This window comes from Streptomyces sp. NPDC057253 (genome assembly GCF_042669125.1).
In the GTDB taxonomy this organism is placed as follows: Bacteria; Actinomycetota; Actinomycetes; order Streptomycetales; family Streptomycetaceae; genus Streptomyces.
Window position 1 is genome coordinate 1 of sequence record NZ_JBHUXV010000007.1, and the last position, 23,254, is coordinate 23,254.

The 23,254-nt window shown below is 70.1% G+C and carries 15 protein-coding genes and 1 pseudogene; 6 read left to right on the forward strand and 10 right to left on the reverse strand.

Annotated elements, in window-relative coordinates; genetic code table 11:
* Nucleotides 1–1,705, forward strand: a 1,705-nt coding sequence (locus ACFULQ_RS05405; protein WP_383538479.1) for an alpha-glucuronidase, incomplete at its 5' end; no start/stop codon positions are given.
* On the opposite strand, the gene ACFULQ_RS05410 is transcribed toward ACFULQ_RS05405, so the two are convergent.
* The 5 genes from ACFULQ_RS05410 to ACFULQ_RS05430 form a co-directional block, all read right to left on the reverse strand.
* Complete coding sequence (locus ACFULQ_RS05410; RefSeq protein ID WP_383538482.1) at nt 1,699–3,708, reverse strand: beta-galactosidase; 2,010 nt, start codon at nt 3,706–3,708, stop codon at nt 1,699–1,701. The two genes, ACFULQ_RS05405 and ACFULQ_RS05410, sit on opposite strands and share 7 nt — an antisense overlap.
* On the reverse strand, nt 3,705–4,382 hold the full coding sequence (locus ACFULQ_RS05415) for a hypothetical protein (RefSeq protein WP_383538485.1): 678 nt from the start codon (nt 4,380–4,382) through the stop codon (nt 3,705–3,707). Before ACFULQ_RS05415 ends, ACFULQ_RS05410 begins: the two co-directional genes overlap by 4 nt.
* 70 nt (nt 4,383–4,452) lie before the next feature.
* Nucleotides 4,453–6,108, reverse strand: coding sequence for an extracellular solute-binding protein (locus ACFULQ_RS05420; RefSeq protein ID WP_383538487.1), 1,656 nt, complete (start codon nt 6,106–6,108; stop codon nt 4,453–4,455).
* A 35-nt stretch (nt 6,109–6,143) separates the two neighbouring features.
* The gene (locus ACFULQ_RS05425) at nt 6,144–7,016 is read right to left on the reverse strand and encodes a carbohydrate ABC transporter permease (protein WP_383538490.1); all 873 of its coding nucleotides are present in this window, start codon (nt 7,014–7,016) and stop codon (nt 6,144–6,146) included.
* Nucleotides 7,010–7,990: an ABC transporter permease gene (locus tag ACFULQ_RS05430; protein ID WP_383538492.1), complete on the reverse strand. Its 981-nt coding sequence runs from the start codon at nt 7,988–7,990 to the stop codon at nt 7,010–7,012. The genes ACFULQ_RS05425 and ACFULQ_RS05430 overlap by 7 nt, the downstream gene beginning before the upstream one ends.
* Before the next feature lie 202 nt (nt 7,991–8,192).
* On the opposite strand from ACFULQ_RS05430, the gene ACFULQ_RS05435 reads away from it, so the two are divergent.
* Nucleotides 8,193–9,188, forward strand: coding sequence for an acetylxylan esterase (locus tag ACFULQ_RS05435; RefSeq protein ID WP_383538494.1), 996 nt, complete (start codon nt 8,193–8,195; stop codon nt 9,186–9,188).
* Here the strand turns inward: ACFULQ_RS05435 and ACFULQ_RS05440 are convergent.
* Together ACFULQ_RS05440 and ACFULQ_RS05445 are read right to left on the reverse strand one after the other, a co-directional pair.
* Nucleotides 9,178–12,450, reverse strand: a complete 3,273-nt coding sequence (locus ACFULQ_RS05440; protein ID WP_383538496.1) for a GH92 family glycosyl hydrolase — start codon at nt 12,448–12,450, stop codon at nt 9,178–9,180. The two genes, ACFULQ_RS05435 and ACFULQ_RS05440, sit on opposite strands and share 11 nt — an antisense overlap.
* Nucleotides 12,451–12,795: 345 nt before the next feature.
* Nucleotides 12,796–13,875: a lytic polysaccharide monooxygenase gene (locus tag ACFULQ_RS05445; protein ID WP_383538499.1), complete on the reverse strand. Its 1,080-nt coding sequence runs from the start codon at nt 13,873–13,875 to the stop codon at nt 12,796–12,798.
* 369 nt (nt 13,876–14,244) lie between these two features.
* Between ACFULQ_RS05445 and ACFULQ_RS05450 the strand changes: the two are divergent.
* Nucleotides 14,245–14,469: pseudogene (locus tag ACFULQ_RS05450) on the forward strand (Uma2 family endonuclease); the annotation flags it as partial.
* Nucleotides 14,470–14,577: 108 nt separating this feature from the next.
* Here the strand turns inward: ACFULQ_RS05450 and ACFULQ_RS05455 are convergent.
* From ACFULQ_RS05455 to acnA, 3 genes are all read right to left on the reverse strand, one after another.
* Nucleotides 14,578–15,165 (reverse strand): HD domain-containing protein, encoded by a 588-nt coding sequence (locus ACFULQ_RS05455; protein ID WP_383538502.1) that lies wholly within the window; start codon nt 15,163–15,165, stop codon nt 14,578–14,580.
* Between the two features lie 165 nt (nt 15,166–15,330).
* Nucleotides 15,331–16,914, reverse strand: coding sequence for a sensor histidine kinase (locus ACFULQ_RS05460; RefSeq protein ID WP_383538505.1), 1,584 nt, complete (start codon nt 16,912–16,914; stop codon nt 15,331–15,333).
* A 151-nt stretch (nt 16,915–17,065) separates the two neighbouring features.
* Nucleotides 17,066–19,783, reverse strand: coding sequence for an aconitate hydratase AcnA (gene acnA / locus ACFULQ_RS05465; RefSeq protein WP_383538510.1), 2,718 nt, complete (start codon nt 19,781–19,783; stop codon nt 17,066–17,068).
* Nucleotides 19,784–20,003: 220 nt separating this feature from the next.
* Between acnA and ACFULQ_RS05470 the strand changes: the two genes are divergently transcribed.
* The 3 genes from ACFULQ_RS05470 (at nt 20,004) to ACFULQ_RS05480 (ending at nt 22,753) form a co-directional block, all read left to right on the forward strand.
* Entirely contained in the window at nt 20,004–20,849 is an 846-nt protein-coding gene (locus ACFULQ_RS05470; protein ID WP_383538513.1) for a class I SAM-dependent methyltransferase, read from the forward strand.
* Between the two features lie 90 nt (nt 20,850–20,939).
* Nucleotides 20,940–21,140, forward strand: coding sequence for a DUF4236 domain-containing protein (locus ACFULQ_RS05475; protein WP_123763654.1), 201 nt, complete (start codon nt 20,940–20,942; stop codon nt 21,138–21,140).
* A gap of 83 nt (nt 21,141–21,223) precedes the next feature.
* Nucleotides 21,224–22,753, forward strand: a complete 1,530-nt coding sequence (locus ACFULQ_RS05480; RefSeq protein ID WP_383538516.1) for a helix-turn-helix domain-containing protein — start codon at nt 21,224–21,226, stop codon at nt 22,751–22,753.
* The last annotated feature ends 501 nt before the right edge of the window (nt 22,754–23,254 follow it).

Sequence of the window (23,254 nt, forward strand, 5' to 3'; positions counted from 1 at the left end):
CTGTACGACCGTCACGGCGGCCGGCGCGCGCGGGCTGCTCTACGGCTTGTTCCACGTCGTACGGCTCGGGGAGGCCGCGTTCCTCGAAGAGGCCGAACCCGAGCACCACGGGCCCGAGTTGGCGCTGCGGATGCTCGACCACTGGGACAATGTGGCCGTGCACCCGGTCATGGGGCAGGTGGAGCGCGGGTACGCCGGAGGGTCGCTGTTCTGGGCGGACGGACGGGCTCGCGGGGACCTGGAGCGGGTGCGGCGGTACGGCAGACTGCTGGCGGCCTGCGGGATCAACGCGGTGGCGGTGAACAACGTCAACGTGCACGCGGCGGAGGCCCGGCTGCTGACCGACCGGATCGGTGAAGTGGCGGACTTCGCGGACGCGTTGCGGCCGTACGGCATCCGCACGCATCTGTCGGTGACCTTCGCCGCGCCGGTCGTGCTCGGCGGGCTGGGGACGGCCGATCCACTCGACGCCGGGGTGCGCGCGTGGTGGGCCTCAGCGGCCGCGCGGGTCCACGGGCTCATCCCCGACTTCGGCGGGTTCGTCGTGAAGGCGGACTCGGAGGGGCAGCCGGGGCCGTTCGCGTACGGGCGCAGTCACGCGGACGGCGCGAACATGCTCGCCGCCGCCCTCGCCCCGCACGGCGGCACGGTCCACTGGCGGGCCTTCGTGTACGACCACCGCCAGGACTGGCGGGACCGCACGACGGACCGGGCGCGGGCGGCGTACGACCATTTCGTGCCGCTGGACGGGGAGTTCGCGGACAACGCCGTCCTCCAGGTCAAGCACGGGCCGATGGACTTCCAGGTGCGGGAGCCGGTCTCACCGCTGATCGGGGCGATGCCGGGGACACGGCTCGCGGTGGAGTTCCAGGCCACGCAGGAGTACACCGGGCAGCAGCGGCATGTGTGCTGGCTCGGGCCCATGTGGAGCGAGGTGCTGCGGTTCCGGATCGCCGAGGGGTCCTCGGTGGGGGCCTTGGCGCGGGGTGGGCTCGTCGCCGTGTCCAACGTCGGGGACGACCCGTTCTGGACGGGTCATCCGCTGGCCCAGGCGAACCTGTACACCTTCGGCCGGCTGGCCTGGGAGCCGGGTGCCGATCCGCATCGCGTCCTCGACGAATGGATCCGGCTCAGCTTCGGGCCGGGCCCCGCGGCGGGCCTGCGCGCGATCCTGGACGGTTCGTGGCGGACGTACGAGAAGTACACCGCTCCCCTCGGGGTGGGCTTCATGGTGCAGCCGGGGCACCACTACGGGCCGAGCGTCGACGGCTATGAGTACAGCCCGTGGGGGACCTACCACTTCGCCGACCGTGACGGCGTCGGCGTGGACCGGAGCGTGGCGAGCGGGACCGGGTACGCCGGGCAGTACGCCAAGCCGTGGGCCGAGGTGTACGAGTCGCCGGAGACCTGCCCGGACGAGCTGCTGCTGTTCTTCCACCACGTGTCCTACGACCACATGCTGAAGAGTGGGAGGACGGTGATCCAGCACATCTACGACACGCACTTCGAGGGCGTGGCGGAGGTGGAGACGGCCCGGGAGGTGTGGGCCTCGCTGGCGGAGCTGGTGGACCCGGCGCGCCACGCGCGGGTGAGGGAGCGGTTCGAGGAGCAGCTCCGCAGTGCCCGTGAGTGGCGCGATCAGGTCAACAGCTACTTCTTCCGGAAGTCGGGGGTGCCGGACGGGCGGGGGCGGAGGATCTACTGAAGCCGCAGGACCGCCACGCCGAGCGGGTCGAGGATCAAGGGCTCAGCTGCTCCGACCCGCTTGCCGGTGAGCAGGTCGGTGGCGTCGGCGTGGGCCGTCAACTGGACTGGTTCGGCAGTGTGGTTGAGGAGGAAGAGGAGCCGGGTGCCGTCGGGAGCGACCCGGTTCGCCGTCTCCACGCCCTGGTGCCCGGCGTAGGGGCCGATGAGGTCGTGCCGGGCCAGGACGCGGCGGACGACCTGGTCCACGCCGGGCTGGTCGAGGGCGGTGGCGACGTACCAGCCCTCGCCGTCGCCGTGGGCGTTGCGGGTCACGGCGGGGGTTCCCGCGTAGAAGTCGGAGCCGTACGTGGCGACCGCTTCGGCTCCCCTGAGCTGCACGATCTCGAAGACCAGCCGTCCCGCCGACCCGATCTCGGGGATCGGCTGGGTGAACTCCGCCCGACGGGCGTCCCATTCGTCGATCCGGATGCCCATGAGGGGGGCGAGCGGGCCGGGGACGTCGGTGAGGAAGGCGCGGTCGTGTGCGTCGACGCGGCCGGAGAGGAAGGTGGCCAGGACCGTGCCGCCGCGGTCCGCCACCGCCTCCAGACGGGCGGCGAGGTCGCCCTTGACCATGTGCAGGGCGGGGGCGAGGACCACGTCGTAGGGGGTGAGGTCGGCGGTGTGCGGGACGACGTCCAGGTCGGCGCCCGCCTCCCGGGCGGCCCGGTAGTAGGCGTGCACCACGTCCTGGTACTTGACCAGGCGGGAGGGGCCGTCGGAGATCTCCAGGGCCCACCAGCTGTCCCAGTCGAAGACGAGCGCGGTGCGGGCGGGGGTGCGGGCGCCGAGGGACGCGTCGCCGAGCAGTGCCAACTCCTCGCCCAGCGCGGCCACTTCCCGGAAGACCCGGGTGTCGTCACGGCCCGCGTGGCCGATGACCGCCCCGTGGTACTTCTCGCAGGCTCCTCGGGACGCGCGCAGCTGGAAGTAGAGCGCCGCGTCGGCTCCGTGGGCGATGGCCTGGTAGGTCGCCAGGCGCAACTCCCCCGGTCTGCGCAGGGGGTTGACGTCCCGGCAGGCCGTCGTGGAGGGGGTCTGCTCCATCAGCCAGAAGGGGGCGCCGTCCTTGAGGCCCCGCATCAGGTCGTGGGCCAGGGCGGGCCAGGTGGGCGGGGCGTCGAGGGGCGGGTAGCTGTCCCAGGACGCGAAGTCGAGGTGGGGCGCCCAGCGGTGGTAGTCGAGGGGGCGAAACATGCCCATGAAGTTGGTCGTGACGGGGGTGACCGGGTCGTGGGCGCGGATCACCTCCTTCTCGGCCAGGAAGCAGCCGAGCAGCGCGTCGGTGGTGAAGCGGAAGTAGTCGAGCGTGCTGCCCTGGAAGGCGGTGTGGTCGGGGCCCCGCCAGTGCTCGGTGAGGGCGCTGGGCGGTTCGATCTCGGCGAAGTCGGTGTAGCGGTGCGACCAGAACGTCGTCCACCAGGCGTCGTTGAGGGCGGCCGGTGTCACGTACTTGTCGCGCAGCCAGTCCCGGAACGCGTCGGCGCACAGCTCGCAGTAACAGACCCCGCCGTACTCGTTGTTGATGTGCCAGGCGAGCAACGCCGGGTGGTCCGCGTAGCGTTCGGCGAGCCGTCGCGCCATCGCCGTGGCGAGTCTGCGGTACACCGGTGAGCTGGGGCAGAAGTTGTGGCGCTGGCCGTAGCGGTGGCGGCGGCCCTCGAAGTCGGTGCGGTTCACCTCGGGGTACTTCTTCGCGAGCCAGGGCGGCAGGGCGGCGGTGCCGGTGGCCAGGCACACCTGTCGGCCCTCGGCCGCCGCCCGGTCCAGGACGCGGTCCAGGACCGTGAAGTCGTAGGTGTCCTCCGCCGGTTGGGTGAGGGACCAGGAGAAGACGCCGACGGTGAGGGTGTCGATGCCGGCCTTGCCGAACAGCCAGTGGTCGGCGTCCCAGACCTCCCGCGGCCACTGCTCGGGGTTGTAGTCGCCGCCGTAGGGGATCCTGGAGCTCGACGGGCTCATGCAGTGAAGTCCTCCTGGGTCTGGGCGATCACCGGGCGGCTGCTGTGCAGCAGGGACAGCAGCAGCGGAGCGGCGAGCAGCGCGGGCAGGGCCTCGGTCAGTACGGCGGTCCCGGCGGCGGTCAGGACGAGCAGCGAGCCGGCGCCGAGGGTGGCCCGGCCGTGCCGGACCAGGAAGTAGGCGGCGAGGCGGGCGGTGTCCCGGGCCCGGAAGGCGAACAGTGCGGTGAGGACGAGCGCGTGCGCGCCCCACAGGAGGGAGCCGACACCGACCGCCGCGAGCAGCACCGCCCACCAGCCGGGCAGGCCGGTGGCCGGGAAGTGGGTGAGCGTGAACGCGATGACCGTGAGCCAGGCCAGCAGCGGGGCCCACAGCTTCAGGGCGGGCACGGCGTTGAGCCGCCAGCCGCGCCAGTAGGCCCGCGCCGGATGCAGGTCGGTGAGGTCGCGGTCGCGGTGGTGGAGGGCGTACAGCGCGGCGGCCGTGGCGGGGCCGAGGGGCAGCAGGCATACGGCGGCGAGGGGCAGGTTCGCGGGATCGGGTGCGACGAGCACCAGCGCGGCCAGGCCCGGCGAGGCGGCGACGAGCAGCAGGACCTCGACGGTGACGAGGGTGTGGACGAGAGCGGCAGCCCGGGAGAGGGAACCCTGCCCGAAGACGGCGGGGGTGCTCAACGGGGTCCCCTTCCCGGCAGGCGGTGCTCGTCGGGGCGTCGGCCGGGCGGCTCGGTGAAGACGCCGGGGGTCACGCGTTCTCCTTCTCGAAGCGTTCGTGCGCCTTGTTGTGCAGGTCGACGAGTTGCTGCATGTTCTTCGCCTTCAGCTCGGCGAGGTGCGCGTCCCAGTCGGACATCGGGCGTTTGCCGAGCACGAACTGGAGGGTGTTCTGGATGGCGGTGTCCTTGAGCGGGGTGTCCCAGAGGGTGGCCTGCTCCTGCTCGAAGGACTGGAGCGGGTGGGCCGGGTCGACGGGGAGTTCCCTGCGCCGGGACATGACGTCCTGGAACTTCTTCTCGTCCGGGCTGAAGTTGGAGGACACCAGCTCCCAGCTGCCGCCGTAGGTGAACACGCCGTTGAAGAAGCCGAAGTCCTTCTGGAGGTCCTTCGGGGCGTCCGGGTCGGAGCCCATGAGGGAGATGCCGGGCTTCAGGGTGTACCTGCCGCCGGACTCGGTGTAAGTGATGCCCTCGACACCCCACTTGGAGAACTTCTGGCCCTCGTCGGAGTACCAGAGCCAGTCCACGAACTGCATCATCGCGACGAAGGTGTCGCTCTTGAGGGCCTTGCTGGAGATCATGATGCCGTTCTCCAGCCGGATCCCGCTCAGCAGGATCGGTCCCGCCGGGCCGAGCGGCACCGGGACCATCTCGATGGTCGAGCCCTTGACCTGTTTGCCCAGGTTGTAGCGGTAGTTCTGCACCAGCTCCTGCGGATTGGCGCTGATCGCATAGGACTTCTCGGCCAGCAGCTTCTGGACGGCCTGGTCGTCCTGCTGGGTGAAGCTCTCCGGGTCGAGGAGCTTCTCGGCGACGAGCTTTCTGAGGTACTCGACCATCTGCCGGTAGGCGTCCTGGGCCGCGGTGAAGACGAACTTCCGGGCCTTGGTGTCGAAGCTGATGTTGTCGTAGTTCCAGCCCGCCTTGACGCCGTACGCCTGGCCGAGATAGCCGAACAACGCCCCGCAGGGGAAGGGGGTGTTGGTGCTCCAGCGGTCGGTCCACGGGTACTTATCCGGGTACTCCGCCTTGAGCGCCTTCAGGACCTCGTACACCTCGTCCCAGGTCGTGGGCAGGGCGAGGCCGTGCCGGTCGAGGACGTCCGTGCGCAGGGAGAGCGAGTAGCCGGACTTGGGCCTCTCGTGCAGGCCGGGCAGCAGGTAGTACTTGCCGTCGGACTGGCGGATGGAGTCGAGTTCGGGTTCAAGCTTCCACTTCCTCACCTTGTCCCGGAAGTTGGGCATCAGGTGGACGTACTCGCTGACCGGCAGGATCGCGCCCGAGGACACGAAGGCGACCTCACCGGGGTGGTACGTCTTCGGGATGATGAAGGGGGCGTCGCCCGCGCCGATCAGGACGCTGCGCTTCTTCTCGTAGTCGGCGAGCGGCACGTCGAGGGGCTTGATGGTGACCCCGGTGCGCCGGGTGACCTCCTTCCAGAACAGCCAGCTGTTCTTGAGGGGGTAGACCGGGTTGTCGTTGTGCAGCATCGAGAAGGACAGCGCCCTGGCCGCCCTGAACTGCTGTCCGGCGCGGTAGTCCTTCATCGCGCCGTTCTGCTTCTTCGACAGGTCCTTGGAGTCGCCTCCGTCGTCACCGCCGCCGCAGCCGGTGAGAGTGGCGAGGCCGGCGAAGCCGGCCGCGGCCAGGATCTGACGCCGTGACAGCTCTCCTGCGTTTTGCACGGGAACTCCCTTGTTCCGTAGGTGAGTTGCTGGGATCAGCCCTTGACCGCGCCGAGCATCACGCCCGAGACGAAGTAGCGCTGGACGAAGGGGTACACACAGATGATCGGCAGTGCGGTGAGCACGATCGTGACGGCCTGGATGCTCGCGCCGACCTGGCTGAGCTCGGCCGTGCCGGCACCCGCGTTGCCGCCTCCGGTGGCGCCCGCGATGAGGTTGCGCAGATAGACGGTGACCGGCATCAGGTCGGAGCGGTCCATGTAGAGGAACGCGCCGAACCAGGAGTTCCAGAAGGACACCGTGTAGAAGAGCACCATGGTCGCGACGACCGCCTTGGACAGCGGCAGCACGATCCTGAGCAGGATGCCGTAGGTGCTCAGGCCGTCGATCTGCGCGGCCTCCTCCAGCTCGGTCGGCAGGCTCTCGAAGAAGGCCTTCATCACCAGCAGGTTGAAGACGCTGATCGCGTTGGGCAGCGCGATGGCCCAGACGCTGTTCTTCAGTCCGAGCTCGGTGACCAGGATGTAGTTCGGGATGAGACCGCCGGTGAAGAACATCGTGAACACCGCGATGCCGACGAGCACCCCGCGTCCCCTCAGGTTCTTCTTGGACAGCACGTAGGCGTAACAGGTCGTCAGGACCATGGCCACGGCGGTCGACACGAGCGTGTAGAAGACGGTGTTGCCGTAGTTCCGCCAGAACATCGAGTCCTGGAACACAATCTTGTACGTGGTGAGGTTGAACCCCTTGGGCCACAGGGTGACTTCACCGGCCCGGATCTGGCGTTCCCCGCTGAAGGACCGGGCGACGATGTTGACGAAGGGGTACAGGGTGACGATCACGACGAGGGTGAGGATCACCCCGTTGACGCCCTGGAAGACCCGGTAGGAGCGGCTCGGCTTCACCACAGGCTGGTCCCCACTGTGCGGCGCGAGAGCGTGTTGGCGGACGTGATCAGGACCAGGCCGATGACCGCCTCGAACAGCCCGATGGCGGCCGCGTAGCTGAAGCTGTTGGACTCGACTCCCGTGCGGTACACGTACGTCGGGATCACGTCGGCGGTTGGATAGGTCAGCGGGTTGTACAGCAGCAGGACCTTCTCGAAGCCGACCGCCATGAAGGTGCCGACGTTGAGGATCAGCAGCGTGATCATGGTGGGGCGGATGCCGGGCAGGGTGACGTGCCAGATCTGCTGCCAGCGGTTGGCCCCGTCGATGCGGGCGGCCTCGTACAGGTCCTCGTCGATGGTGGTGAGCGCGGCGAGGTAGAGGATCGTGCCCCAGCCGGCGGTCTGCCAGATCTCGGAGCCGACGTAGATCGTGCGGAACCACCCGGGTTCCTGGATGAAGCGGATCTCGTCGTGGCCGAGCCAGGCCAGCGCGTGGTTGACCGGGCCGTCGGTGGCGAGCATCTGGAGGGTGAGTCCCGCGACGATCACGATCGACAGGAAGTGCGGGAGGTACGACACCGACTGGACGAACCGCTTCAGCGAGCGCCGGCGGACCTCGTTCAGCAGCAGGGCGAGGACGATCGGGATCGGGAAGCAGAAGACGAGGGTGAGTCCGCCGAGCCACAGGGTGTTGCGGAACACCTGCCAAAACGTCGGGTCGCCGAGGAACATGCGCACATAGCGCAGGCCCACCCAGTCCTCGCCGAACATCGAGCCGCCGGGCTCGAAGCGCCGGAAGGCGATCACATTGCCGATCATCGGCAGATAGCGGAAGACCAGGAAGAACAGCAGCGGCAGCACGGCCAGCGAGTACAGCTGCCAGTCCCGGCGCAGGGCCCGACGCAAGCGGCCGCGCGGTGCCGGTGGGGGGATCGCGGCCGGCGGGTCCTCGACACCGGTGGGTGGAGAGGCCGACTTCATGGAGGTGCTCACGCTCGGTCCTCTCAGGCGGGGGACGGAACCGAAACTTTCGAGCTCTTACCGGTAACTTCGCGGCAACTTAGAGCCACCTAGAAAGCGCTGTCAATGGGTCAGACAGGAGATACCTGGGACAGGAGTGGGGTAGGAACGGGAGGCCGCATCCCGGCCCCCTCCGCAAGTTTCACTGTTTTGACCGACTCATGCGAGGTGTCCTGTGCCTGCGTTCGACCTGCCGACGAACGAGCTGGAGCACTACCGCCCCGATGTCCAGGAACCCCCGGATTTCGACGAGTTCTGGCGTGACACCCTGAAGGAGGCCGCGGACACGGACGTGTTGGGGTCGGTGCGCCCGGTCGAGAGCGGGCTGCGGCTCACGGACACCTGGGACGTGACGTTCCGCGGCTTCGCCGGCGATCCGGTCCGCGCCTGGTACAGCAGGCCGGCGGGAGTGCGCGCGGCACTGCCCGCGGTCGTCGAGTACGCCGGGTACGGCCGCGGTCGCGGCCTCCCGCACGAGCGGCTGACCTGGGTGAACGCCGGGTACGCGCACCTGCTGATGGACAACCGCGGCCAGGGCGACCAGTACGGCAACGGCGGCGCGACCCCCGACCCGCACGCCTCGGCACCGGGCGGACCGGGCCCGGCCGCACGGGGTCTGCTCGACCCGCGCGCCTACCACTACCGACGGCTGATCACGGACGCGGTGCGCGCGGTGACGGCGGTACGGGCACTCCCGGGCGTGGACGGGGGACGGGTCGCGGCCGTCGGCAACAGCCAGGGCGGCGGGCTGGCGCTGGCCGTCGCGGGACTGCTGCCGGACCTGGCGGCGGTCCTGGTCACCGCGCCTTTCCTGTGCGGCATCCGGCGCGCCCTGGACCTCACCGACGCGAGTCCGTACGGCGAGATCAGCGCCTATCTGTCCGTGCACCGGGGCGCGGAGGAGGCCGCGTACCGCACCCTCTCGTACGTGGAGGGCGTCTCCTTCGCCCGCCGCGCCACCGCCCCGGCCCACTTCGGGGTGGGCCTGCGCGACACGGTGTGCCCGCCGAGCGGGGCGTACGCGGCCTTCAACCACTACGGCGAACGAACCGGCGCGGACCCCCGCAAGGAGATCCACGCCTATCCGTACAACGGTCACGAGGGCGGCGACGCGGTACAGGTGCGCCGCCAACTCGACTGGCTGGCCGGGGTGTTGGACGTCAGCCGGTAGCCAGGGTGAACACGTGCAGGTCCGTGTTCCTCGGCAGTTTCACGCTCGCGATCCGCTTGCCGTCCGGTGCGCTGAACGGTTTGGTGGCGAAGACGTACGTCGCCACCGGGTCCCGGTCCGCGCCCGCCACGTTGCGGTAGGCGGCGCGGGCGACGACCTCGTTGCCGTACTGGACGGTGCCGCCGCCTCCCCCGACGGTCCAGTCGGTGAAGGCGAGTTCGACCGTGCCGGTGCTGCCGTCGGTGTAGGTGACGGTGGCCTCGGTCCGCTGGTTGCCGTTCACGGCACTGCCGACGAAGGACAACTGGTCCGCGGGGTCCGGTAGTTGGACGGTCTGGCCGGACCCCGTGGCGTTGTCGGGCCGTCCGGCCGGTGAGTTCGGCCAGGTGAAGGTCAGGCCGGCGACCGTGCCCTGTCCGCCCGGGGTGAGGCCGGCCGCCTCCAGGGCCTGGCGGGAGTAGCTCCAGCCGCCGCCGTCGTAGTCGGCCTCGTCGTGGTCGCCGGAGTCGTCCGAGATCCCGGTGTTGTCGTAGGCGGCGAGGAGGGTGCCGGGTGCGGCGACCGTGAGGGACACCGGCTGTTCGTACGCGGTGCCGTCCGAGGTGACGGCGACCGTGACGTCGTAGAAGCCGGGCGCGGTGCTCTCGCCGGCGCTGAGGGTGATCTCCTGGGAGCCGCCCGCGACCGTGCCCTGTGCGGGAGTCGCCGCGACGCCCTCGGGTGCCGTGACGCGGAAGCGGACCTCGGGGCCCGTGCCGTCGCCGCTCAGGGAGAGCGCGCGGACACCGACCTTCGTGCTGCCGCCCGGCGCGATCGTCGCCGCGGTCGGACCGACGCCGATCTGGTACGGCTGCTCGCCCTCCCGGAAGGACGGCGGGGCCGAGGAGGCGCCCCAGGCCGGGTCCGGTGTGCCGGAGAGCGTGTAGTCGAGTCGGCCGCCGTCCCGGACGAAGGAGGCCGGGAGCCAAGAGGCCTGGCTGGTACGGCCGTTGACCTTGAGGGAGTGGATGTACGGGGCGTCGGCGGCGGCTCCCTCCGCGCGGACGGAGATGTCGTTGCCGGTGGGCCGGGTGATCTCGATGCGCGGGAACAGCGGTGACGCGAGGACCAGTTCGGACCTCGACGGCACCTGCGGGTACATGCCCAGCGCGGAGAAGACGTACCAGGCGGACATCGCGCCGAGGTCGTCGTTGCCGGGGATGCCGCCCGGCTGGGTCGACCAGAGCTGCCGCATGGCGGCCCGGACGGTCTCCTGGGTCTTGGAGGGGGCGCCCGCGTAGGCGTACAGGTAGGGGACGTTGATCGACGGTTCGTTGTCCAGCTCGGACTTCTCACCGCCGTTGCCGGTGAAGGCCCAGTCGCCCTGGTCGTCGTGGAAGAAGGCGTCCAGCCGGGCCAGGGCCTTGTCGCGGCCGCCCATCGCGGCGAACAGACCCGCCGGGTCGTGCTGGACCATCCAGGTGTACTGGGCCGCCGTGCCCTCGACGAAGCCGTTGCCGGTGCCCGGGGTGAAGCCGGTGACCCAGCTGCCGTCCGCCTTGCGGTTCGCGATGTAGCCGCCGCTCGGATCGGCGGCGATGTTGAAGGTGTTCTGCCAGTACTGGGACCTCTTCGAGAAGGCCGCCGCCGTGTCCTTCTCCCCCGCCGCGCGGGCCAGCCGGGAGAGCGCGAAGTCGGCGCCGGACATCTCCAGGGTCTCGGCGGCGCCGCCCCAGGCGTTGGAGACGGAGGGCATGTAGTGCAGCTTCAAGTACTTGTCCAGGGAGGGGCGTTGACCGACGGAGAGCACGGGCTTGCCCGCGGCCGACAAGTCCTGCTCGGTGGGGACCGTCGCGGCCCTCACCAGGGAGTCCAGTGCGCCGCGCAGGTCGAAGTCGGTGCCGCCGAAGGCGTGGATGCCGGCCAGGGCGATGGGTGAGGGGTCGCCGTTCATGACGTGGGTGCCGCTCGCGCCGTGCAGCCAGCGGTCCCAGACACCGCCGTTCTGCCGGGCCAGTTCGTACAGGGACTGCGCCACGTCCGAGCCGGTGCGCGCGTCGAGCAGCGTCAGCAGCTGCACCTGGCCCCGGTAGACGTCCCAGCCGGAGAAGGTGCCGTACTGGGCCCGGTGGCCGCGGGCGACGCGGTGCACCTCGTCGTCGCTCCCCCGGTATCTGCCGTCCGCGTCGCTGATGACGTTGGGGTGGAGGAGGGCGTGGTAGAGCGCGGTGTAGAAGGTGGTGCGTTCGTCGTCGGTGCCGCCGCCGACCCGGATCGCCCGCAACCGGTCGCGCCAGGCGCGGGCGGCCGCGTCGCGCACCGAGTCGAAGGAGCGCCGGGGCGGGTTCTCGGCGGCGAGGTTGGCCTCGGCGCCCGCGCGGCTGACGTACGAGATCCCGATCCTGACGCCGACCTGCTCGGTGCCGGGCGCGAACTGCACGTATCCGCCCGCCCCCTTGCCCGCGACGGGCCGCCCGCCCTGGGAGAAGCCGCCGGTGCCGCCGGAGGCCTTGCGGGACCCGGGGGTGAGCTTGTCGTCCTGCCAGGTGCCGGTGGCCGCGAAGGGGCGGTCGAAGTGGGCCGTGAAGTGCAGGGTGTAGTAGGCGCGTTGCCCTTCCGGGTCGAGGTAGCCGCAGAAGTTGCCGGAGGTGACCGAGCCGGAGACCGTACGGGTGTCCGGGTCGATCTCGACCGTCGAATCCGTCGAGCCCACCTCGGAGTTGGCGGTGCGGAACAGCAGCGAGGCGGGCTTGTCGGCCGGGTAGGTGAAGCGGGCCGAGCCGGTGCGGGCGGTGGCGGTCAGGTCGGCGGAGACGCCGGACGCGAGGCCGACCTTGTAGTGGCCGGGCTCGGCCGTCTCGTCGGCGTGGCTGAAGTCGGCCGCGTACACCGCGTCCTTGGTGTCGCTCGCCGGGGACGAGGTGACCTCCCCGGCGAACGGGAGGAGCGGGATGTCGCCGCTGCCGCCCGCGCAGCCCGTGCCGGACATATGGGTGAGGCTGAAGCCGCGGACGCGGGTGGCGTCGTAGAGGTAACCCCCGGGCGCGGCGGTTCTGGTGGCGTCGCCGCGGGTGTTCTCGGGGCTGAAGGAGAACATGCCGAACGGGGTGACGGCGCCCGGGAAGACATTGCCGCCGTTCTTCGTGCCGATGAGCGGGTCGACGTAGGCGGTCGGGTCGTCGACGAGATCCGGGGGTGCGGCGGACGAGGCCGCGAGGGCGGGGGTGGCTCCGGTGACCGCGAGCACGGCCGCCAGCAGCAGGGACGTAGGACGGAAACGCATGACGCGGCCCCTCCTCCTTCGGACGGGTCGCGCACCACAGGTCGCACAAGCCGCAGGGACAGTAGCGTGCGCCACGCGTATCACGGAAGGGTGCGTGCGCCGGTGGGGACGCGCGACGGGCTCACCCGGGCGGTCCAGCCATTTCCCCCAACTGATTTGACATCGTTGTCCGTTGAGGCGGTAGAGTCATGTACAGACCACTCGACAACGTTGTCGCGCGCCACGTCGTCACAAGCCATGCACCATCCGCGTCGGCCACCCACCCCCCTCGTGCCGACCCGGCTCGCGGACCCGGTGGCGCACAGCCCCACCGGGTCCGCCCTGAGCACGGTTTCTGATGGAAACTCAACCGACGCGGCAGGGAAGGGTCGTGGCCGTATCACCACCGGAGCCCGTCACGACGTAGCCGAACGTCGTGCTCTGCCCCGGGCTCAACGAGCCGTTCCAGTTGGCGTTGTGGACCATCACGCCCTGGCCGCTGTAGGTGGCGTTGCCGTTCCAGAGGCTGTCGACCTTCTGGCCGCTCGGCAGGGTCCAGTCGACCATCCAGCCCAGCATCGGTACGTCACCGGAGTTGGTGACGGTGACCTCGGACTGGTAGCCGCCGCTCCAGCTGCCCGTGGTCCTGCGGGTGGCGGTGCAGGTGCCGGGCACGGGTTCGGAAGGATTGCCCGGCTCGTGGATGCCGGTGACCTCGCCGTTGCCGCCGTCGAAGACGACGTCGGAGCAGGAGTAGAAGGTCTCCGCGCTGTCCGAGCGCTGCCAGACCATGTAGATGATGTGGCGGCCGGACTTGTTCGCCGGAAGCTGCCCCGTCCAGGAGTAGTTGGCCTCGACCGTGCCCGGACTGCCGTGCAGCTGCGGGTGGTCGACGCTGAGGAAGGGCTGGGCCTCCATGTCGTCCCAGGTGAGGGTCTTCTTGGGGTCGAAGCCGTCCTTGGTGACGTAGACGTAGAACCAACCCGGGTGCGCCGCCCAGGCGTTGTAGGAGAAGTCGACGGTCCTGCCGGAGGTGAGGTGGGTGAGCGGCCAGTCGTCGCGGGGGGCGTTGAAGCCGGTGAAGTTGGTGTTGCCGCCGCTGCACAGCTGGCCGTCCGGGACGAAGCCGCGGGTGCGGCCGGCGCCGTCGGAGCGGAGCACGGAGAACCAGTTGTAGAACGGCGTGGTGCCGCTGACCTGTTGGGCGTTCTTGCAGGCCGGGTTGACCGGTTTGATCTCACCGGTGTCGGTCAAGGCGTCCTGCCAGCACAGGAAGGTGCGGCTGGCGGGTTTCATGGGGGTGCCGTGGGCCTCGGCGGGGCCGCCCGCGGTGAGGACCAGGGTCAGGGCGGGGAGGGTGGCGAGCAGGGAGACGAGGACCAGGAAGAGAGCTCTGGGGCGGGTCACCCTCGGTAACGGCACCCTTGAGGTTATTGTCAGGATCATGACATTCCAGTCCGTTCCTTGGGGGTACGGGCCGTGCGGGTGGGGGGTTTCGGGTGTGGGGGGTTGCGGTGGGGTGGGGGCGCGTATGCGGGCGGGTTCCGGTCCGTCCGCATGGGAGCGCTCCCACCCCACCTTCTGGGGAAGGTAGCGGGATGGGGCGCAGTTGTAAACGCCTGCCGCTTGGGTCGGTGGGGTGGCGTGGTGTCGCCGGTTCGGGTGGCGGGGGCCTGATCTGTGCGAGGCGGGTGGGGGCGGTGTCCAGACTGGCGAAAGCGTGAGTGGCGGGCGCAGGACAAGGTGTGGCCCAACTACGTGCGCGGCAGGGTGCGAGACGCACTGGAGGCCGCGGTGATCGAGCCGTACGAAGTCGTGTGCGGGCAATGTGTCGTGGTCGACGAGCGCAACAGACCGAAGCCCGACCTGATCGTCTTCGACCACCGGGGCTTGGACTTCTTCGGGACCGAGTGCGTGCCCGTCGGACAGGTCGCGCTCGTCGTGGAGGTCGTCTCTCCCTGTTCCCGCCAGGACGACCGCGTGCGCAAACCGGCGCTCTTCGCCGCGTGCAAGGTGCCGTACTACTGGCGCGTGGAACTGGAGCGGGACCAGAAGCTCGCGGTGCATGAGTACTGGCTGGACAACGACAAGGTGGTCACGGAGCTGCCGTTCCCTGTCGGAATCGATCTGGACGTACTCCTCGGACGGTCACACCGGGTAGGACGCCTGGAAGGCCAGTCGCTCCTCCGCGCCCTCCCCCACGGCCGTCAGCGTGTCGTCGAGTTCCAGGAACTCCTCCCAGACCGTGCGTCCGCTCTCCTCGGCCAGCCTCCTGACCACCAGGTCCTCCAGCTCCGGGACCCGCTTGTTCTTCCAGATCTTGTCGGCGAGGCTGACCAGCAAGTCTTCGAGGCGGATGTCCGGCTGGGTCCAGGTCGCGTGGGTGGCGGCGAAGCGGGCGAGCTCGGGGGCGACGCCCTGCGCCAGGAGGAGCTGACGGCCCGCCTCCTCGTGTGCGGAGCCGGGGCCGCGGAGTTCGGCGATGTGCGCTGTCTTGCCGAGATCGTGGGTCGCGGCACCGAACAGCACGGCCTCGCGGTCGACTTGGAGCAAGGGGTGGTGCCGCGCGAGCCAGTCGAGGAGCTCGTGGGCCACGTCGTGCACGAGGCGCAGATGGGCGGCGAGGCGGGGCGGGGCGTCGAGGGAACGGAGGAGGCGGACCACCTCGTCGGGGAGAGGGCGGGGGCCGGGGTCGTGGAGGGCTCGGTGCAGGGGGGTGGGGGCGGGGGTGGTCACGGGGCAAGGGTAGGGCGGGGTACGGGAGTTGGGGGGCGTTACGGGGGCTGGGCTGCGTTACGGGGGCTGGGCTGCGTTACGGGGGGCTGCTTCGCCACCTGACGCCGGGTTCCCTGGAGAAGGGCCCCGGCGCGGACACTCGCGTCGCCGTCCTCGCACCGGGCGTCACACCGCGGTCCGTTCGCCCGCGACCGTCTGCTGCTTCACCCCGGGCTCCGTCGTCGCCGGGAGTTCGATCCTGAACTCCGTTCGGCCGGGGGCGCTTTCCACGCTGATGCGACCTCCGTGCGCTGCCGTGATCGCCGCCGCTATCGCCAGCCCCAGCCCGGAGCCACCCGACCTCGCGTCGGGCCGGGAGCGGGAGGTGTCCGCCCGGGTGAAGCGTTCGAAGACGGTGGGGAGGAGGGTCGGGGGGATGCCGGGGCCGTCGTCGCGGACCCGGATCACGCAGTGGTCGTTTGCCGGCTCCACCGAGGCCACCACCCTCGTCCCGGCCGGTGTGTGCATCCTCGCGTTGGACAGGAGGCCCGCCACCACCTGGTGCAGTCGGACCGCGTCGCCGATCACCAACGCCGGTGTTTCCAGGCTCAGTTCGAGCTGCCAGTCGTGGCCGCTGTCCGCCGCCCGCGCCTCCCACACCGCCTCCGCGACCAGTGCCGCGAGATCCACCTCCGAGGTGTGGAGCGGGCGGCCCTCGTCGAGGCGGGCGAGCAGGAGCAGGTCCTCCACCAGGCCCGTCATACGGGCCGACTCCGCCGAGACCCGGCGCCAGGCCAGCACCGGCTCGACGAACCCGGTGCCGCGGTTCATGAGTTCGGCGTATCCGGCGATCGAGGCGAGCGGCGTACGGAGTTCATGGCTGGCGTCGGCCAGGAAGCGCCGCATGCGTTCCTCGCTGCGCCGCGCCTGCTCCTCACTGCGCCGCACGCGTTCCTCACTGCGCATCGCGCGCTCCTCGCTGTGCCGCACCCGCTCCTCGTCGCGCCGCCGTTCGGCGAGGGTGGACTCCATCTGGTCGAGGAGATGGTTGAGCGCGGCGCCGACCTGGCCGGTCTCGCTGTCGGGGTCGGTGTCGCGTGCGGGCACCCGGGTGAGGGCGTCGCCGTGTGCGAGCCGGGTGCGGGACACCTCGGCCGCGGTGGCGGCCACCCGGCCCAGGGGCCGCAGTTGCCGTCGTACGACCACCGCGCAGACACAGCCCGCGACGGCGAGCCCGGCGGCCCCGACCGCCGTCTCGACCAGCACCAGTTCGCTGATCATGCGCTGCGCGTCGCCCAACGGCAGCCCGGCCAGGACCCGTACGCCGTCGCTGTGCAGGACGGTGACCCGGTAGGCACCGAGCCCCGGGACGGTCCGGGTGTGCTGCGAACCGTCGGCGCGCAGGCCCGTCAGGGCGGCACGCTGGGCGCCGCTGAGATCCCGTGGCGGCGCGTCCTGGATCACGACCGCCGCGGAGAGGAGGTCACCGTCGCCGTCCAGTCGGGCGGCGAGCATCCCGGCCGGGTGTCCGTTGCCCCGGAGGAAGCCCAGATAGGCGCTCGACTCCGGGTGGAGCGCGGCGCCCCCGAGGCTGGCTTCGGCGGCGTCCACGACCCTGTCGTCGAGTTCGCCCATGACGTAGGCACGCTGGAAGAGGGCGGTGGCCAGGGCCGTCGCCGCACACACGACGACCAGGGTGGCGCCGACGAGAAGTAGCAGCCGGGTGCGGATCGCGCGCGTGCGCAACAGTGGCCGAGTGGTGCCATTCATGTACCGATCGTGTCCCCGTCCGCTGAGGGAACCCTGTGTTCCACCTGAGGGTGGGTGATGTCCTGGGGCGTTTCCGCCCAGGAACGACGAGAGGGCCGTACCCCCGCCAACCGGGAGTACGGCCCTCTCGCTCAGGACTACATGCGAAGGACTACTTGCGGATCAGCGACCGCAGCACGTACTGCATGATGCCGCCGTTGCGGTAGTAGTCGGCCTCACCGGGGGTGTCGATGCGGACGACCGCGTCGAACTCGACGCCCGTGTCGGTGGTGACCTTGACCGTGCGCGGCGTGGTGCCGTTGTTCAGCTCCTCGACACCGGTGAAGGAGAAGGTCTCCTCGCCGGTCAGACCGAGCGTCGCGGCGGACTGGCCCTCGGGGAACTGGAGCGGCAGGACGCCCATGCCGATGAGGTTCGAGCGGTGGATGCGCTCGTACGACTCGGCGATGACGGCCTTGACGCCGAGCAGCGCGGTGCCCTTGGCGGCCCAGTCGCGGGACGAGCCGGAGCCGTACTCCTTGCCCGCGAGGACGACCAGCGGGATGCCCTGTTCGATGTAGTTGCGGGAGGCGTCGTAGATGAAGGAGACCGGGCCGCCGTCCTGGGTGAAGTCGCGGGTGTAGCCGCCCTCGGTGCCCGGCGCGATCTGGTTGCGCAGGCGGATGTTGGCGAACGTGCCGCGGATCATGACCTCGTGGTTGCCTCGGCGGGAGCCGTAGGAGTTGAAGTCACGACGCTCCACACCGTGCTCGGTGAGGTACTTGCCGGCCGGGGTGTCGGCCTTGATGGCACCGGCGGGCGAGATGTGGTCGGTGGTCACCGAGTCGCCGAGCTTGGCGAGGACCCGGGCGCCGGTGATGTCGCTGACCGGCGTGGTCTCCATCGTCATGCCCTCGAAGTACGGGGGCTTGCGGACGTACGTCGACTCCGCGTCCCACTCGAAGGTGTTGCCGGTCGGGATCGGCAGCGCCTGCCACTGGGCGTCGCCCGCGAAGACGTCGGAGTAGGACTTGTTGAACATGTCCTCGCCGATGGCGTTGGCCACGACGTCGTTGACCTCGGCCTCGGACGGCCAGATGTCCTTCAGGTAGACGGCGTTGCCGTCCTGGTCGACACCCAGCGCGTCCTTGGTGATGTCCACCTTCATGGAGCCAGCGAGGGCGTACGCGACGACCAGCGGCGGGGAGGCCAGGTAGTTCATCTTGACGTCGGGGTTGATACGGCCCTCGAAGTTCCGGTTGCCGGAGAGGACCGAGGTCACCGCGAGGTCGTGGTCGTTGACGGCCTTGGAGACCTCCTCCGGCAGCGGGCCGGAGTTGCCGATGCAGGTGGTGCAGCCGTAGCCGACGAGGTTGAAGCCGACCTTGTCGAGGTACGGGGTCAGGCCCGCCTTGTCGAAGTAGTCGGTGACGACCTTCGAACCCGGGGCGAGGGTGGTCTTGACCCACGGCTTGCGGGTCAGGCCCTTCTCGACCGCCTTCTTGGCCACCAGCGCGGCGGCGACCATGACGTACGGGTTCGAGGTGTTGGTGCAGGAGGTGATCGCGGCGACCGTGACGGCACCGTGGTCGATCTCGTACGTCGAACCGTCGGGGGCGGTCACCGTGACCGGGTTGGACGGGGCGCCGTTCGGGGCGACGGCCGGGGCGTCGGAGGCGGGGAAGGACTCCTTGCCGGCCTCGTCGACGTCGTCGACGTAGTTGCGGACGTCCGTCTTGAACTGCTCGGCGGCGTTCGCGAGGACGATGCGGTCCTGCGGGCGCTTCGGGCCGGCGATCGAGGGGACGACCGTGGAGAGGTCCAGCTCCAGCTTCTCGGAGAAGTCGGGCTCGGCCTTCGGGTCCAGCCAGAGGCCCTGCTCCTTGGCGTACGCCTCGACGAGCGCGAGCTGCTGCTCGGAACGGCCGGTGAGCTTGAGGTACTTGATCGTCTCGTCGTCGATCGGGAAGATCGCGGCGGTCGAGCCGAACTCCGGCGACATGTTGCCGATGGTGGCGCGGTTCGCGAGCGAGGTGGCGGCCACGCCCTCGCCGTAGAACTCGACGAACTTGCCGACCACGCCGTGCTTGCGGAGCATCTCGGTGATGGTCAGCACGAGGTCGGTGGCGGTGGTGCCGGGCTTGAGCTCACCGGTCAGCTTGAAGCCGACGACACGCGGGATGAGCATGGAGACCGGCTGGCCGAGCATCGCGGCCTCGGCCTCGATGCCGCCGACGCCCCAGCCCAGCACACCGAGGCCGTTGACCATGGTGGTGTGCGAGTCGGTGCCGACGAGGGTGTCGGGGTAGGCCTGGCCGTTACGGACCATGACCGTGCGCGCCAGGTGCTCGATGTTGACCTGGTGGACGATGCCGGTGCCCGGCGGGACGACCTTGAAGTCGTCGAAGGCGGTCTGGCCCCAGCGCAGGAACTGGTAGCGCTCGCGGTTGCGGCCGTACTCCAGCTCGACGTTCTGCGCGAACGCGTCGTGGGTGCCGAACTTGTCCGCGATGACGGAGTGGTCGATGACCAGCTCGGCCGGGGAGAGCGGGTTGACCTTCGCGGGGTCGCCGCCGAGCTCCTTCACGGCCTCACGCATGGTGGCGAGGTCGACGACACAGGGCACGCCGGTGAAGTCCTGCATGATCACGCGGGCCGGCGTGAACTGGATCTCCTGCGACGGCTGGGCCTGGGAGTCCCAGCTGCCGAGGGCGCGGATGTGGTCGGCGGTGATGTTCGCGCCGTCCTCGGTACGGAGCAGGTTCTCCAGCAGAACCTTGAGGCTGTACGGCAGGCGGGCCGAGCCCTCCACCTTGTCCAGCCGGAAGATCTCGTACGACTCGTCGCCCACGCTCAGCGTGGCGCGGGCGTCGAAGCTGTTCGCCGACACGACAGTCTCCTTCATTTCTGTGCGCTTACCACCGCATCCTGCCGCCACGCCGTCTTGGCCGATCCGCTAAGGTAAGGCTAAGTTAGGTATGCCTTACCGCCGGGCTCGGGCGGACGCGTGCTGCTGCGGTACGCCTCGGCAGATATCTCGATGTCGAGATAACTCTAGTACATGAGGCCGGGATGGTCATGCCCGGCCCCGCTGTGATGTCCTGAGCGGCATGCCTGACGGATGGGAATGGGACCCGACCCTCTTCCGGGGCAGCGCGGCGCACTACGAGCGCGGCCGACTGCCGTACGCCCCGGGGTTCGCCGAAACCCTGGTGGAGGTCCTCGGACTGGACGGCCGGGGGCGGCTCCTCGACGTGGGGTGCGGGCCGGGCATCGTGCTGCTTCCGCTGGCCCGGTACTTCACCGAGGCGGTCGGCCTGGACCCCGACGAGGACATGCTGGCCGAGGCGGCGCGGCAGGCGGAGCGCCGCGGGGTGACGAACGCGCGCTGGGTGCCGGGGCGCGCGGAGGACCTGCCGGCCGGGCTCGGCACGTTCCGCGTCGTGGTGTTCGCCCAGTCCTTCCACTGGACGGACCGGGACCGGGTCGCCGCGACCGTGTTGAAGATGCTGGAGCCGGACGGCGTCTTCGTGCACATCGGCGACGACAAGGACGCGCCGGCCGCCACCACACCCCTGCCGCTGCCCGCTCCCCCGTACGCGGAGATCGGCGAACTGGTCCGCCGCTACCTGGGCCCGGTGCGGCGCGCGGGGCAGGGCGTGCTCGTCAACGGCACGCCCGGCCGGGAGGACCTCGTCCTGGAGCGGGCCGGGTTCCAGGACGTCGAGCAGCACGTCGTACCGGCCGGCCAGGTGGTCGAGCGCACCGCGGACGATCTCGTGGCCTGGACGTTCTCCCGCTCCGACGCCGCACCCCACCTCTTCGGCGACCGGCTCGCCGACTTCGAACGGGACCTGCGCTCGGTGCTCCGGCAGGCCTCGCCCGATGCCCGGTTCGCGGAGCACCTCCCGCCCACCCGGATCATGATCTGGCGCAGGCCGCGCCCCACAGGCTGACGAGCCGTCAAGCCGGCACCCATCACTTGGCCGAGCCGGGGTATGCGAACGGGGTCGACAGCACACGACCGACCATGACGGGAGGCCCCCATGCCGCTCACGTTCCGCAAGAGTTTCCGGATCCTTCCCGGGGTGCGGCTGAACATCAACCGGCGCTCGTGGTCCATCACGACCGGCGGCGGCAGCCACGGACCGAAGCACACCCACAGCAGCACGGGACGTCGTACGACATCGGTTGATTTGCCCGGACCTTTCGGGTGGCGTCGGACCCGTACCGCCAAGCGCCACTGACGTTCCCTCAGGTCTACGCGGGTCTCTCACCCGAACGGACCCCTCGGAATGCGCCATCTCATATCTGAGATAGCCTCAACCTCATGGCAGACGACTACCTCGTACGCATCGGCAAGCTCATCCGTGACGCCCGGCAGCACCGGGGCTGGACACAGTCGCAGCTCGCGGAGGCGCTCGGCACCAGTCAGAGCGCCGTCAATCGCATCGAGCGCGGCAACCAGAACATCAGCCTTGAGATGATCGCCCGTATCGGTGAAGCACTGGACAGCGAAATCGTCTCGCTGGGCTACGCGGGCCCGATGCATCTGCGGGTGGTCGGCGGGCGCCGGCTGTCCGGCGCCATCGACGTCAAGACGAGCAAGAACGCGTGCGTGGCCCTGCTCTGCGCCTCGCTCCTCAACAAGGGGCGCACGGTGCTGCGCAGGGTCGCCCGCATCGAGGAGGTCTACCGGCTGCTGGAGGTGCTCGGCTCCATCGGGGTGCGGACGCGGTGGATCAACGACGGCGTCGACCTGGAGCTGGTCCCGCCCGCCGAGTTGAACATGGCGGCGATCGACGCCGAGGCGGCCGTCCGCACCCGCTCGATCATCATGTTCCTCGGTCCGCTGCTGCACCGCATGGACCGCTTCAAGCTGCCGTACGCCGGCGGCTGCGACCTCGGCACCCGGACCATCGAGCCGCACATGATCGCGCTGCGCCGGTTCGGTCTGGAGGTCGCGGCGACCGAGGGGCAGTACCACGCCCGGGTGGACCGGGCGGTCCGCCCCGACCGCCCGATCGTGCTGACCGAGCGCGGTGACACCGTGACGGAGAACGCGCTGCTCGCGGCCGCCCGCCACGACGGCGTCACCGTCATCCGCAACGCCTCCTCCAACTACATGGTCCAGGACCTGTGCTTCTTCCTGGAGGCGCTGGGCGTCAGGGTCGAGGGCATCGGCACCACCACGCTCACCGTGCACGGCGTGCCGCGCATCGACGTGGACGTCGACTACTCCCCCTCCGAGGACCCGGTCGAGGCGATGAGCCTGCTGGCCGCGGCGGTGGTGACGGAGTCGGAGCTGACGGTGCGCCGGGTGCCGATCGAGTTCCTGGAGATCGAGCTCGCGGTCCTGGAGGAGATGGGGCTCGACCACGACCGTACGCCGGAGTACTTCGCCGACAACGGCCGCACCCGCCTCGTCGACCTCACGGTCCGCCCCTCCAAACTGGAGGCGCCGATCGACAAGATCCACCCGATGCCGTTCCCCGGCCTGAACATCGACAACGTCCCGTTCTTCGCGGCGATCGCGGCGGTCGCGCAGGGCCAGACGCTCATCCACGACTGGGTCTACGACAACCGCGCGATCTATCTGACGGACCTGAACCGGCTCGGCGGCCGCCTCCAGTTGCTGGACCCGCACCGGGTCCTGGTCGAGGGCCCGACCCGCTGGCGCGCCGCCGAGATGATGTGCCCGCCGGCCCTGCGCCCCGCCGTGGTCGTCCTGCTGGCGATGATGGCGGCGGACGGCACGTCGGTGCTGCGCAACGTCTATGTCATCAACCGGGGTTACGAGGATCTGGCGGAGCGGTTGAACTCGGTGGGGGCGCAGATCGAGATCTTCCGGGACATCTGACGCACAGTTGCCGCCGCACCCCGTCCGACCTGCCATTTAATGGGTCAGGGAGGGGGCGGCGGCATTCCTGGGACTTCGGACCTGCGGTGTGCTGTGGGCCATGCTCCACGGACTCGGGCAGCCGGCCGCGGCCACGCGCAGACCGCGTCGACGGCAGCGCTGCCCGGTATGCCGGCGCGAGGCAGGAGGTGGGAGTACTTTCCGCAGCGTGAAATCGGGGTCGGAGTGCCCCAGGCAGCGCGCCAGGAAGACGACCGATTCGCCGGCCTCCAGTTCCGTGCTCCTGGGACCGCAGTTCGGGTGGATGGCTTTCCGTTCGCGTCCAGTCGCCAGGATCTGTGGGTCCTCGGCCGCCGGTGTTCGGTCTCTGCCGGCGTCTCGGCCGAAGGGGGTGGTCCCGGGGCAGCGTGACCGGCACCGGCGCGAACTGCTCCCTGCGCTGCCGGACGACCTGAGCCACCCTGGCCGACAGCGACACGTCCGGGACCTTGCGCGCCTTGG

What these genes read in the sequence shown, in the direction of transcription:
- ACFULQ_RS05480 (WP_383538516.1), top strand. Translation starts at nt 21,224, where the DNA reads ATGGCAGACGACTACCTCGTACGCATCGGCAAGCTCATCCGTGACGCC.
- ACFULQ_RS05410 (WP_383538482.1), bottom strand. Translation starts at nt 3,708, where the DNA reads ATGAGCCCGTCGAGCTCCAGGATCCCCTACGGCGGCGACTACAACCCC.
- ACFULQ_RS05440 (WP_383538496.1), bottom strand. Translation starts at nt 12,450, where the DNA reads ATGCGTTTCCGTCCTACGTCCCTGCTGCTGGCGGCCGTGCTCGCGGTC.
- ACFULQ_RS05470 (WP_383538513.1), top strand. Translation starts at nt 20,004, where the DNA reads ATGCCTGACGGATGGGAATGGGACCCGACCCTCTTCCGGGGCAGCGCG.
- ACFULQ_RS05475 (WP_123763654.1), top strand. Translation starts at nt 20,940, where the DNA reads ATGCCGCTCACGTTCCGCAAGAGTTTCCGGATCCTTCCCGGGGTGCGG.
- ACFULQ_RS05445 (WP_383538499.1), bottom strand. Translation starts at nt 13,875, where the DNA reads ATGATCCTGACAATAACCTCAAGGGTGCCGTTACCGAGGGTGACCCGC.
- ACFULQ_RS05460 (WP_383538505.1), bottom strand. Translation starts at nt 16,914, where the DNA reads ATGAATGGCACCACTCGGCCACTGTTGCGCACGCGCGCGATCCGCACC.